This is a genomic window from Bremerella cremea (assembly GCF_003335505.1).
GTDB classification, from domain to species: domain Bacteria; phylum Planctomycetota; class Planctomycetia; order Pirellulales; family Pirellulaceae; genus Bremerella; species Bremerella cremea_A.
Map to the genome: position 1 here is coordinate 195,898 of NZ_QPEX01000045.1, position 12,621 is coordinate 208,518.

Here is a 12,621-nt window from a genome sequence, read left to right on the forward strand (position 1 = left end):
ACGGAGAAAGGACGGAGGCCGTTTGTCGCCTGGCCATCCGTCCTTTCACACACCCAATCAGGAGAACACTTGCAATGCGAGAGGGCTCGCTTCGTTACGCGGTTTCGGCGGTATCGGAAGCGGCAATGATGTCTTCGGCACCTTCCAGGAAGCTGGCCAAACCACGCGAGCGGTAAGGTTGTTGCAGCTTGCGGACGGCCTTCGATTCGATTTGGCGAACGCGTTCACGAGTGACGCTGAAGATCTTACCGACCTCTTCCAGCGTGTAGGCGTAACCGTCGGTCAGGCCGTAGCGGAGGCGAATGATTTCTCGTTCGCGGTGGTTGAGGTGCTGCATCACTTCCCCCAGACGCTCTTTCAAAGCTTCCTGGTGGGTTTCGTACAACGGGTCATCGTTGCGGTGATCTTCTAAGAATTCGCCGAAGAAGCTGTCGTCGTGATCGCCGACCGGTTGATCGAGCGAAAGAGGATTGCGGTTCATCTTGACGATGACCTTGGCATCGTCGACCGAAATATCCATCCGCTGGGCGACTTCTTCCGGCGATGGCTCGCGGCCCAGTTCCTGCACCAATTCACGTGTGACGGCACGTACCTTACCCATGGTGTCGATCATATGTACCGGTACGCGAATCGTACGACTTTGATCCGCAATCGCTCGGGTAATCGCCTGACGAATCCACCAGGTGGCGTAGGTCGAAAACTTGTAGCCTCGTTCATGCTCGAACTTGTCGACCGCTCGCATGAGGCCTGTGTTTCCTTCTTGGATCAAGTCGAGGAAGCTGAGACCACGGTTGCGGTATTTTTTGGCGATCGAAACGACCAAACGCAGATTACCAGCCGAAAGGCGACGCTTGGCGGCATCGTATTCTTCCTGGTATTCGGCAATCTTCTGAACACGACGGCGAAGCGTAGCCGGGCTTTCTAAGGTAACCCGCATCAAACCGCGTAGTTCCTTTTGCATGTCTTCCAGCGATTGACCATTGAGATGCCCACCGTATTCGCGAGCCAGCTCGATGTTTTCGAGCAAGGTGTCCATGCGGTGCGAGATTTCTCGCAACTTGGACAGTTGCGGAGTGATCTTGTTGGTTCGCAGGTTCAGTTCTTCAACAAGTTGAACTCCCTTGCTGCGGCGGCGGCAGAGACGCTTCCACGCATTTTGGCGATCGGCCGGGCTGGCCTTAATCGAGATAGCAATTCGCCAGTCGGCGGCGTTGGCTTCCAGCATTGCCTTGAGCGTGATCAGGTTCGGAACAATCCGCTTCATGATCAGCTTCTTTTCCTTGGCATTGGTCACCGAGACTTCCACGGTGCGGTCCAAGCGAAGTTGGCCATCGCGAACCTTCGAGAGCTGCTCGAACGCGTGACGCAAGATTAGATCGTTGGCAATCACCGCATGGCGGAAACGACTACGCCACTTGTCGATTTGGGTAGCGGCAGAGATTTCTTCGGCCCGGGTCAGCATCGGAATCTCGCCCATCTGCATCAAGTACATCCGGACAGGGTCGTCGACCTGACTGACTTCTTCAACGACTTCTTCTTCATCAGCCGTATCGCTGACAACGGACAAGTTGTTGATCGAAACCGAATCGAAATCATCATCTTCGTGAAAAGCTTCGTGCGAGTGAGCCATGGGTGCGTTCTCCATCGTTGGTATTTTTGACGACCGTGTTGACCACGATCGGGCGACACCACGATGAAATGCACCCCCTGTGCCGAAAGGTATATTTTGCGTCAAAAGAATACCCTAACTTATTACTACATAAAACGTTGCAGCAATTCAGTCCGATCTAGTTTGCATCGTGGATGTTGCCCTAGAGCAACAAATCAGGCCGAAAACCGGTTGATAATTTCCACCAACGCACCCTAGATTTGCCGCCAACCCCAGTTGTTAGTCCAAGAAGTTGGAGGGAAGGCCGCCGAATTTCGTTCCCTAGAACTGGTCCAAGAGGAAATCCAGAGCAAAATCGGTACTTTTTAACTAGGCTAGGCACCGCGCAGGCAGGGTCCCGGACGGCGTGAGGTTGTTTGGCATCATCGCACCCAGGGCCAAACAACAGGCGGGCGTGGCATACAGGAGAAATAACCAGGCAACGCCATTTCTGCCTTAGATTAATTGCCCGTTTTTGAAAGAATACTCCCTAAATGGCGTCATTGATTTCCCCTCATAAAGGCGAATTGCCCCGGTAGTTCTTTTTTGCACGATCATGCTACGATGAACGTGTAGTCGAATTGTTTCCTCCTAACCCCAACTGCCTCATCGTGATCAAGATGTCAGAGCCCCAGATCAAGGTTAAAGTTCACCAGAACGTAGGAACCATTTCGCTGCATCGCGATGAGAAACGGAATGCGTTGACGCGTTCGATGATCTTCGACCTGATTCAAGCTTTTCGTGACTTGCATGGCGAAAAGAAGGTACGAGCGATCGTGCTGACCGGGGGCGGAGCGGCGTTCTGTGCTGGCTTGTGCTTGGAAGAGATGCACGCAATCGTCCAAGAAGACGACAACCAAGATCGCTGGCATCAAGACACCACCAGCTTAGCCGAGCTGTTGCAGCAAATGCTGCAATTCCCTAAGCCGATTATCGCGGCGGTGAATGGTCCGGCAATGGGCTTAGGTGCCGGACTTGCTTTGGCCGCCGACATTGTAATTGCCAGTCCAGAGGCGACCTTTGGCTTTCCTGAGCCGAAACGCGGTATTGTCTCGGGGCTTTGCACTCCGCTGCTGCATTTCCGAGTAGGAGGAAGCCACGCGGCCAGATTGCTGCTAACAGGAGAAGCGGTTTCCGCCGAACGGGCCCTTCAAATAGGTTTGGTCAGCGAGCTTGTCTCGTTGAATAACCTGTGGGCACGTGGCGCCGAACTTACTCAACAGATCGCCCAGTCGGCTCCTCAGGCAATTCAGCTTACCAAGAAGCAACTCAACGAAACGGTTGGCGAGCTGCTTGAGATGCACATCGCTTTAGGAGCAGCCGCAAGTGCTACCAGTCGCACGACCGAAGCCGCCAAAGAAGGTTTGACCGCATTCGTCGAAAAACGGGAACCACAGTGGCCATAATCGGAAGTGTCTGCCACAGGAAAGAATTCCCAAAAACGTGCCGCGATCTACTTAGCTAGAAGCGATCCCTTTCTCAAGTACGGTCTCCCGAAAGACAACCAGTTGACGGGGAACCGTATGACTCTATGATGTTATTTCAATGGTAGGTTTTCTTAACCTGCCGTGCCGGCCTATGGCAGCCCGGCTTAGGTTTACGAACGAGAACTCGCGAAGGGCGCGTTTCGAAACTTGAGTCGTACCGAGATACCTTGGTACTCATAAAGCTTCCCATCGCCATATCTATTGAAGCCGGCAACAACATGAGTGTTAGTGATCTTCTTAAAACCGAGACTAGCGAACTGCATACGGCAGTCGAGCAATCGATTGATTGGTCCGGTTGGCTGAAGACAATTCCCCAGTACGAACAGTTCTTAATCCGGATGGTCAGCTTCCTGCCGGAAGTCGATCAACGTCTTGATCAACTGTTAGCCGTGCCGGAAGACTGGTTTCGTAAGCGGAGGAAAGGGGAATGGGCCTTGTCCGATCTTTGCGCCCTACGCGATTCCGATCTACACGCAGGTAGTGAAGAGCCGGCGATTGCTCCTTCAGCCGATACCAGTCAATTTACCTGGATCGCTGATGCGCCGACGGCGGCAGGGGTTCTGTATGTCTTGGAGGGCTCCACGATGGGAGGTCAGCAACTTTGCCATCTTGTCCGAAACAGTTTTCCTGCTGAGGCAGAGGTTCCGCTGAAATATCTGAACGGATATGGAACGAATACGAGAAGCCGGTGGCAGCAGACCAAGGCCTGGCTCGATCAGTTTTTAGAGGCCACGGCTGACCAAGCCAAGGCAGTGGATGCCGCTAAGAAGATGTTTGTGGTTTATGGAGAGCAGTTGGGTAGCCAGAAATGACGAAATCGGAACCGAACAACACAGCCTCCTCGGTTGACCTGACCAATTGCGATCGAGAGCCCATCCATCTGGCTGGTGCCGTTCAACCGCATGGTGCGTTGCTAGCCTTTCAGCTGGGCGACCTCACGCTGCGTCATGCCTCGACCAATATTCCGCAGTGGCTAGGCACAATGCCTGAGCCCGGCACTCCTTTGGCTTCTTTACTGGACGACGACTCGGTCCTACTGCTGCACAAAGTTGCTACCGGCCTACGGGCTGTCGTGCGTCCTATGCAACTGCGTAGCAGGGCAGGGGAGTCACAAGCTTCGCTCTCGGCCGCAGCGCATGTGTACAAAGGCATGCTCATTGTCGAGCTGGAACAGCCCCGTGTTGCCAACGGCACATCCAAGAAGCCAGAAGAGTTGAGCTTACCGCTACAACTTACCAAAGCGAATCAGCGGCTGCAGCAATGCCTTAGCTTGCCGGAACTTTATCAGGCAATCACGGACGAAATTCGCGATATGAGTGGGTTCGATCGTGTGATGCTCTATCGCTTTGCTGAAGACAGCCATGGCGAGGTGATCGGCGAGTCGGTCGTTGCAGGGAAAGAACCGTTTCTGGGCCTGCATTACCCGGCCACCGATATCCCAGAGCAAGCTCGCCGCTTGTATGTTCTCAATACGGTGCGTTCCATCGGCGACGTGAACGCTAATCCAGTGCCGATCGTGCCGAGTTGCCACGCTGATGCCGAATTGCCACTTGATTTGAGCCTGAGCTGTTTCCGCGCGGTGTCACCGATTCATATCGAGTATCTACAAAACATGGGCGTCCAAGCGTCGATGTCGATCTCGATTGTCATCGATAATCAATTGTGGGGACTGATTGCCTGCCATCACTATTCAGCCAAACCGCTGCTCCTCGAAGAGCGAGCGGCGTGTGAAATCATGGGTTTGGTGGCTGGCAACTACCTTTCGGCACGAGTTCAATCCGAGGTCAACAAAGAACGCGTTCGCCGCCGCCAACATTACCATCATGTCCTCGATCAGATCACACGAATAACCAACATTTGGCAATCGGTCGAGAAAATTTGGCCTGACCTGCGAGAAATTGTGGAAGCAAGTGGCTTGGCCGTCGCCACGGATCGCAAATGTCATCTGATCGGCTCCACGCCTGATACTCAGACGGTTCAAGCGATTATCAAGCGGCTAGAGGCTCGGCCCGAGGACGCCACCAAGATCTGGTCAACCCATTCGCTGGCCGAGAGCTTCCCTGAGCTATCTACCCAAACCGTGGGAGCTGCGTGCGGCTGCTTGGCGGTTCGCTTATTCGCCCCCGACGTCAATTGGCTATTGTTTTTTCGTGATGAGTACGTCAGCGAGGTTACCTGGGCAGGCAATCCCGAAAAGTCGACCATTAAGTCCGGTGACGGTGTTCGGCTTTCCCCCCGTAAATCTTTCGAGGAATGGAAGACGACCGTCCATCGCCAATCGCGTCGTTGGTCGCTGGTCGACCGCGAGATGGCCGAAGAGCTTCATAGTGGGCTGATGGAGCTACTTAGCTTGAGGGCTGCTGAGCTGCATCGCCTAAACGAGGAACTCGCCAAGATCAACGCCGATCTTGACGCGTTCGCTTATGCCGCCTCTCACGATCTGCGGGAACCACTGCGAGGGATCAAGCAGACCATTTTCCTCTTGCAACATGAACTTGGGGAAAGCATCAACGATGCGACTGACTCGCGCCTAAAGTCGCTCTCAAAACTAGCATCTCGCATGGACGAGCTTGTTCAGGGGCTTCTCAGATTATCCCGCGTTGGCCAAGCCAACCTCGAGTTCGAAAAGGTCTCGTTACGAGAACTTGTGGAAGAAGCCGTGGAAATGGTCGTTGGTCGACCGACTCCCCAGGGAATCGAGATCGTTATTGCGGGAGAGACCCTCCTTTGGGCGGACTACCTCTGTCTACGGGAGTTATTTACAAACTTGATTTCCAATAGTTTAAAGTACAACACAAGTGAGATAAAACGTTTGGAAATAGGGGTTTTAGAAGATCACCACCTAGCCAATTCGAAGGAAACAGTGCTATTTGTTCGAGATAACGGTATAGGAATTGCATTAGAGGCTCAACAAGACGTATTTCAGATTTTTCGCCGCCTGCACCTTCCCGATCAGTTCGGTGGAGGCTCAGGTGCTGGCCTGACGATTTGTAAGAAGATCGTCGACCGGCATGGGGGTGAAATCTGGATTGAATCGGAACCAGGCCTTGGTTCCACCTTCTTGTTTACGCTGGAACAGGTAGATTAGCGATGCCTCCCATACTGGTTTGTTTTGTGGAAGATAGTGACTTGGATTTCGAGCTGGGGCGTATGGCCATCCAGCTTGAAAACCCGCTCACAAGGATTTTGCGAGCGAAGTCCTGCCAGGACGGACTGAAGCTCATGGAAGACAATGATCCTCAGTTAATGATCCTAGATTTAAACCTGCCAGGATGCGATGGGTTCCGAATCCTAAAGCACATTGCCCAGGCGATTCCTGATCGTTTGCGCCGAATCGTGGTCTTTACCACTTCGTCCAATCCTCAAGATCGCACCCGGGCCTTAGAACTCGGTGTCTCAGACTTTCAAACCAAGTCAGCCGACCCAGAAGAATACCTGCAGACGGTTCGCCGCATGATGTCATCGTCGCTCAGCTAAGTCAGGCTTATTTTGAAGTACCATTTCCTCATCATCGACGATTCTCCCGAGGATAGAAACGCCGTCATATCCGCGTTGCGCCGTAATTTGAACGTGCGTTATCGCTTCACAGAAGCGGCTACCGGTACGGATGGCCTTGAAAAGATCGCGACTTTGAAATCGGAAATTGACCTGGTCATTCTCGATTATCGCATGCCAGATATGAACGCGAAGACATTCGTGGAGCTTCTCCTGGCCGGAGCCAGCATTCCCCCGATCCCAATTGTGCTCATTACCGGCAGCGTCGGCACTGATCGGTTTGACGCGTCGTTTCTCGAACGAGGCGTGCAAGACTTCTTTGGGAAGTCACAAATCACAGAACAAATCCTGCCTCGTATTACTCAGAATGCCATCGAGCGCCATAAGCTCTTACAAAAGGTGGTCGAGAGTGAACGCAAAGCGGAACGTGCGATGACCCTGGCGGAACAGGCCAACCGTTCCAAGTCGCAGTTCCTCACTTCGTTAAGTCACGAACTGAGAACCCCGCTGACGGCAATTATTGGCTTTGCCGAGATCCTCCAGCAAGACCTTTCCGCAGATGACGCTGAGAAGATGTTAGGCATGATCGCCAATAGCGGAGAGCACTTGCTAGAACTGCTCAACGACTTGCTGGACATTGCGAAGGTCGAAGCAGGCAAACTGGAAGTTAGCGCTAGTCCGACAGACATTTGCCGCTTGATCGACTCGGCGTGCGAACTCCTTAAATATCGGGCCACCGAGAACGGTCTGAAGTTTCGCTGGCAAACGCCAAACAATTGCCCATCGCTTCTCATGGTCGACGCGGTGCGTCTGAGGCAAATATTAATCAACCTCTTAGGCAACGCCATTAAATTCACCGATCAAGGTGGCATCGAGTGCTTGGCTGAATACAACTACGCCACCGAGAAATTGCAGATTCGGGTCATCGATACCGGACCAGGTGTTTCCGCCGATGTTGTGGAAAGTATTTTCACACCTTTCGATCAAGGGCCAGCGAGCCGCGAAAAGAAACTGCTGGGAATTGGCCTCGGTCTGGCGATAAGTCGACAACTGGCCAACATGATGGGAGGCTTCCTGAAGCTAGAGGAAACGTCGGAGAACGGCTCGACGTTTCTTTTGGAAGTTGACGCCGCAGAATGCGCCCCTACAAAACAAACGTTATCGCCTGTGACTCCGCCTCGCGAGGATTCAATACCGAGGGATGGGTGGACCAAGTTATCGATTTTGATTGCTGAGGACGTCGACGCCAATCGATACCTGCTAAAGAAGGTGTTTGGCCGTTTCGGTATTGAACCTGAATTCGTCAAGGATGGAAAAGAGGCCTGTGACTCGGTGTTCACCCGAGAATCCCCATTCGACCTGATTGTGATGGACATGCAGATGCCGGTGATGGACGGCTACGAGGCAACCTCGCTCTTGAAAGCAAAGGGAATTGAGACGCCAGTGGTCGCGCTAACCGCAGCGGCGTTAAGTGAAGATGTCGAACGCTGTTTATCAGTTGGCTGCAATCAGGTGTTGGTGAAACCGGTTAGCGTGGGTCAATTGCAGTCGCTCTTAATCGACTATTTTGGCTAACCCACGGCTAGGTTGTCGCCAGACGCTGTCTTCCCTAGCGGCCATTTTCTTCCGCGATCAACTGCTTAGCATAGATTGCTAATTTCATTCTCTTTGCGGTTGCTTGTTTTTGCAGTTCGCGAAAGGCTCGGCTCTCGTCCAGCTCTAAGCGCCCCATGATCAAGCCTTTCGCCTTCTCGATGACTTTACGATCTTCCAGGGCCTGTTTCAGGTCGCGATTCTCTTCCTTGAGAGACTCGAATTGCTGAAACCGCTCGAGCACGAGATAGATCGTTGGCTTGATCTGCTCCGTATCGATCGGTTCGACCAAATAGGCCATGACGTGATCCTTCAGGGCCTTCTCGACATCCAGCAACGATTCTTTGGGTGTGATCACAATCGCAGGCGTAGGATCAAGATTGCTAATCGCAATCAATGCATGAATCGCTTCGCCATCTTCTAACTCGATGCCCGAGATAATGAGATCTGGAGGTTTCGGCACCCCGGAATCTAACAGTTGCTTCGCTGACGAACAAATCGCCCGCAACCGAAACCCCATCTCCTCCACAAGCTCGCTCATGCTCTGCCGAATCTCTGCGGAACAATGAGCAATAATTACTTCGATCTGTTCTGGATCAATCTTCATGAAGGTTCAAGGCGAGTTCATCGGCCAGGGAAAATGAAAGTAGCTAGAAAAAGGCTACTTACTGCCACCCTTTGGCACAAGCCCTCCTCAGTGGCCGGAGACAAGACAAGCTCAGCCGTTGGTAACCTGCAGAGCCGTATTCCGTTTGCCAAGCGAGGGGGCCACCCAACCAGTAGCCTACGAACGACCGGTAACGTTCTCGGTCACCGCTTAGACGCACACCGAGACGGCTCAAGAAACAACGGGAACCGGTGCTGCCAGGTAGCGTTGGGGACTACTGGGCAGGACTACCGGTTCCACGAGGTTTGAGACACGTCTTGGTCAATCAGACACGGCGTGTCTCGAGTTGGGTATGAGGAACGCTAGGCACGGTCAGTTGTGTCGGCATAGCATCATATTCATCTGCTCTTTCATCGTGCTGGCCAGTTCGCTCAGGTCGTGGCTGGCATCGTAGGCCTGTCCCATCCCGACCACAGCTGTATTAAGCAACTGATCGATCGACTTGAGCCGCTGATTGATGGCCTGGGTTTGATCGACGGTGGTATCCATGTTGCCACGAGCACTTTGCGAACTCTCGACCACGCGACCGACTTCTTCGCTTAAAGCGGTAGCCGCGCGGCCTTGCTCTTGCGTTACTTCTGTCAAAAGTTCGGTAGCGTTGAGGATCTTTTGAAACAGATCGCTGACTTGTGTTGTCGATTTGGTTGTCGCACTCGTCGCACTTTGAATCGCCGCAATCCGATTCTCGATTCCTTCGATGGCACTGCTTGTCTGCAACGCCAACTGTTTGACTTCCGTGGCAACCACAGCAAAACCACGACCAGCTTCCCCCGCTCGGCTGGCCTCGATGGTCGCGTTCAGGCTAAGCAGTTGCGTTTGGTCCGCAATGTCTCGAATCAATTGCACCACGTCGCCGATCTCCGCAGCCGCCGACTCGAGACGTTCAATTTGCGCGGAATTCTGCGAGACAATTTCAGCTGCGGACTGGGTTGTTTGAGAAGCCTGATTGGCTTGTTTGCTTGCTTTCTCCATATCATCAACCAAACGCTGAATCGACTGCGAAGCAGATTGCAGCGAATCCGAAACCGAAGAGATTGAACCGGAGGCGCCTCGAATACTTTCAAACATCGAAGCGACATCGCGCGTGATCTCTTCGCTCTGATTTTGCGATTGGGTGATGTCTCGCTTCACCGATTCGGCATTGCGTGAAAGTTCTTCCCCGGAGGAAGCCAGGCTACTGGAACTAGACGAACATAGTTCGCCCGCTTTGTCCAAGCGTTCTAGTACTTGATTAAAGCTGGCGGCGATCTCGCCCAATTCACCTTCCATGCAGGGCAAGCGTTCTTGCAAACTCGCTTCTCCGGTGGCAATCTTACGAATCGATGACGTTAATCGTTTGGTCCGCTTGGCGATCGTCCGCGCGGTTTGGAAACCAATTCCACCGACAAACAAAATCGCTAGTCCACAAATAACTACCGCTCCGATCAAGCGGCGTAGCTCCTGGCTGGCAGTCTGAGCCGCCTGAGCTTTGATTTCCTCTGCTAGGACTAATTGAATCTGGCGATAATCTCCCAGACGAGCTGTTTGTACTTTCCACCACTCGTTCGGCTCGATATCGAAATGATCTCCGTCCATGGCGTTGGTCACCAGCGCAGCGATTTCAGCCGCACGAAGCGTATGAGAAGCCTTTTGAGCATCGCTTAGCATGCTCAACACTTCCAGCGGCACCAGCGATTCAAAATGCAGCAGATGCTCTTCTTGGGCACGTTGCAAGTCAGCAATTTTGCGCCGAAGTGCCGCATCGGCCTGCTTGCCAGCCAACGCTTGAGATACGTTCGCCCGCTCTAAACCGGCGTACTCCTTGGCCATGGCCAACATTTCAGCAGCCAACAGCGTTTGGACCAAGCGGCCATCGTGGGTGGTGCGAGCACACGCAATCGCCAGGTCAAAATTCGCCTGAATGAAGCTGGTATACTCCTTCAAGATTGGCCCCGCTTCCTGCAGTGCATCGACGTTGGTTCTTGCCGTTACGATTCGCGATTGTCGCTGCCGAATCTCTTGCATGGCAGCGGCGTTGATCAACCCAGCGGCGACTGCCTCCTGCAGTCCAGAGTCGATACGCTGCAAGACGGCGTCGGTCTCTTGCCGTTGCTTTTTCAGCTCATCGACAAACGTCGTTCCACCCCCAGCAATGAAACCGGCACTCATCCCACGCTCTTTTTGAAGTTCGTGAGTAAGATCACCCAAGTACCGTGTGACCGCCACGATCTCAGGCCCTTGTTGGGCTTGTTGGTAGGCTTCCCAGCAACGGCTGATTTGGCAATATGCCAGCAAAAGCGTCGGCAGGATGGCCGCTACCACTAAAAACCACAACCGTCGACGGATAGTAAAATCCCAACGCATAAAACCTGCCCCCAGGATCGTCAAGTTGAAAAACGACTTCCAACGTTACATTGCTTTTTCAGAAAAGCCCCTCGCTTGGACAAATTGGCTCGTACCTTGCGGCGGACCGCAGTCCGCATAATCGGCTTACCCGCTCGGATTGCTAACGACTTGAGCACTACGTGAGCAGTCGCATTTAGTGCCTGACAAAGCCCATGTTTTGCATGCCAGTTATACACAAAACAGAATTCCTCGTTTGGGTTACCGTGAGAAGAATCCGAGCTTCTGCCTGGCTTTTCGTCAGCAATGTGAAGGGGACCGCTTAGACCTGCTCTGCGCCGATGGAAGATTCTTCTGCGCAACAAAGACTTGGGAAGCTATTCGCCAAAGTCTATGATCGAACTTTCCCAACTGCCATTTACTTCTACCTAAATACGGTGATCTCGTGGTGCTAACTTATCGGCGAACTCTTCTGCTCGGCATTCTGGGAACTCTTTGCCTATTGCCAGGCACGCAGCTAAATCCAATTCACGGCGCTGAGCCCAACAAGCCCACCCCGCAGGCAAACACGAGCTCGCCTGAGCTTTCGGCATTGCTCCTTCCGCTCATCGAGAAGCATCGTGGAGATGTCGGTGTCGTGATCCAGCACTTTCCCAGTGGCGAGTCGTTCGCCTATCAGGCAGACAAACCAATGTCGACCGCCAGTTTGATTAAACTGCCGCTACTGATGGCGACCTACGCTAAAGTTCACGACGGCGGCGTTTCGCTCGACACGATGATTACCTTGACAGAAGCCGACAAGGTCCCTGGCTCTGGCATTCTGACCAAACACTTTTCGCCTGGCCTGACGCTTAGCCTTCGAGACGCGATCCAGTTGATGGTCGCTTATTCCGACAATACCGCCACCAACTTAGTGATCGACACCGTCGGTCTAGACACCACGAACACACTTATGAAGAAGCTCGGCTGTGACGAGACACGCCTCAATTCCAAAGTTTTTCGGCGCGATACTTCCAACGACATGGAACGTAGCAAAGCGTTCGGCTTGGGAAGCACCTCGGCAAATGATATGCAGCGGATGCTAAGGGCGTTGCACGATCGTTCGTTCGTCGATCAGGCTACGTCTGAGCAAATCTTAAAGCACCTGTACGACTGCGAAGATCGCATGAAAGCAGCCCGCTACTTGCCTGCCAACGTGAAAGTCGCCCACAAAGGCGGTTCTGTCAACGCGGCCCGCACCGATGCCGGAATCATCGACCTACCAGATGGGAAGGGGGCGATCCTCTTCTGTGTTCTGACTATGAACAATCAAGATGAAAGCTGGACCGACGACAACGAAGGTGATGTTTTGTCAGCCAAGATCGGTAAGGCCGTTTACGATTACTTCGTGAAGAAAGAATAAAACCCAA

9 protein-coding genes are annotated in these 12,621 nt (G+C 53.0%); 6 read left to right on the forward strand and 3 right to left on the reverse strand.

The window, feature by feature from the left end:
* Positions 1 to 94: 94 nt before the first annotated feature.
* Positions 95 to 1,630 (reverse strand): RNA polymerase sigma factor RpoD/SigA, encoded by a 1,536-nt coding sequence (locus DTL42_RS21620; RefSeq protein WP_114372089.1) that lies wholly within the window; start codon positions 1,628 to 1,630, stop codon positions 95 to 97.
* 638 nt (positions 1,631 to 2,268) lie between these two features.
* Here DTL42_RS21620 and DTL42_RS21625 point away from each other — a divergent pair.
* The 5 genes from DTL42_RS21625 to DTL42_RS21645 all read left to right on the forward strand — a co-directional run bounded on the left by DTL42_RS21625 (position 2,269) and on the right by DTL42_RS21645 (position 8,205).
* Positions 2,269 to 3,054 carry an enoyl-CoA hydratase/isomerase family protein gene (locus DTL42_RS21625; protein WP_234824307.1) on the forward strand — a complete coding sequence of 262 codons (786 nt, stop codon included), beginning with the start codon at positions 2,269 to 2,271 and terminating at the stop codon, positions 3,052 to 3,054.
* A 299-nt stretch (positions 3,055 to 3,353) separates the two neighbouring features.
* On the forward strand, positions 3,354 to 3,947 hold the full coding sequence (locus DTL42_RS21630) for a biliverdin-producing heme oxygenase (RefSeq protein ID WP_114372093.1): 594 nt from the start codon (positions 3,354 to 3,356) through the stop codon (positions 3,945 to 3,947).
* On the forward strand, positions 3,944 to 6,223 hold the full coding sequence (locus DTL42_RS21635) for an ATP-binding protein (RefSeq protein WP_114372095.1): 2,280 nt from the start codon (positions 3,944 to 3,946) through the stop codon (positions 6,221 to 6,223). The genes DTL42_RS21630 and DTL42_RS21635 overlap by 4 nt, the downstream gene beginning before the upstream one ends.
* Positions 6,224 to 6,225: 2 nt before the next feature.
* Positions 6,226 to 6,612 (forward strand): response regulator, encoded by a 387-nt coding sequence (locus DTL42_RS21640; protein WP_114372097.1) that lies wholly within the window; start codon positions 6,226 to 6,228, stop codon positions 6,610 to 6,612.
* Positions 6,613 to 6,624: 12 nt separating this feature from the next.
* Positions 6,625 to 8,205 carry a hybrid sensor histidine kinase/response regulator gene (locus tag DTL42_RS21645; protein ID WP_114372099.1) on the forward strand — a complete coding sequence of 527 codons (1,581 nt, stop codon included), beginning with the start codon at positions 6,625 to 6,627 and terminating at the stop codon, positions 8,203 to 8,205.
* A gap of 34 nt (positions 8,206 to 8,239) precedes the next feature.
* Here the strand turns inward: DTL42_RS21645 and DTL42_RS21650 are convergent, their stop codons facing one another.
* Both DTL42_RS21650 and DTL42_RS21655 read right to left on the reverse strand, forming a co-directional pair.
* On the reverse strand, positions 8,240 to 8,830 hold the full coding sequence (locus DTL42_RS21650) for an ANTAR domain-containing response regulator (protein ID WP_114372101.1): 591 nt from the start codon (positions 8,828 to 8,830) through the stop codon (positions 8,240 to 8,242).
* 372 nt (positions 8,831 to 9,202) lie between these two features.
* Positions 9,203 to 11,233 (reverse strand): methyl-accepting chemotaxis protein, encoded by a 2,031-nt coding sequence (locus tag DTL42_RS21655; RefSeq protein WP_147274395.1) that lies wholly within the window; start codon positions 11,231 to 11,233, stop codon positions 9,203 to 9,205.
* A 424-nt stretch (positions 11,234 to 11,657) separates the two neighbouring features.
* Here DTL42_RS21655 and DTL42_RS21660 point away from each other — a divergent pair, with 424 nt between their 5' ends.
* Positions 11,658 to 12,614, forward strand: coding sequence for a serine hydrolase (locus DTL42_RS21660; protein WP_147274396.1), 957 nt, complete (start codon positions 11,658 to 11,660; stop codon positions 12,612 to 12,614).
* The last annotated feature ends 7 nt before the right edge of the window (positions 12,615 to 12,621 follow it).

What these genes read in the sequence shown, in the direction of transcription:
- DTL42_RS21620 (WP_114372089.1), bottom strand. Translation starts at nt 1,630, where the DNA reads ATGGCTCACTCGCACGAAGCTTTTCACGAAGATGATGATTTCGATTCG.
- DTL42_RS21625 (WP_234824307.1), top strand. Translation starts at nt 2,269, where the DNA reads ATGTCAGAGCCCCAGATCAAGGTTAAAGTTCACCAGAACGTAGGAACC.
- DTL42_RS21630 (WP_114372093.1), top strand. Translation starts at nt 3,354, where the DNA reads ATGAGTGTTAGTGATCTTCTTAAAACCGAGACTAGCGAACTGCATACG.
- DTL42_RS21635 (WP_114372095.1), top strand. Translation starts at nt 3,944, where the DNA reads ATGACGAAATCGGAACCGAACAACACAGCCTCCTCGGTTGACCTGACC.
- DTL42_RS21640 (WP_114372097.1), top strand. Translation starts at nt 6,226, where the DNA reads ATGCCTCCCATACTGGTTTGTTTTGTGGAAGATAGTGACTTGGATTTC.
- DTL42_RS21650 (WP_114372101.1), bottom strand. Translation starts at nt 8,830, where the DNA reads ATGAAGATTGATCCAGAACAGATCGAAGTAATTATTGCTCATTGTTCC.
- DTL42_RS21655 (WP_147274395.1), bottom strand. Translation starts at nt 11,233, where the DNA reads ATGCGTTGGGATTTTACTATCCGTCGACGGTTGTGGTTTTTAGTGGTA.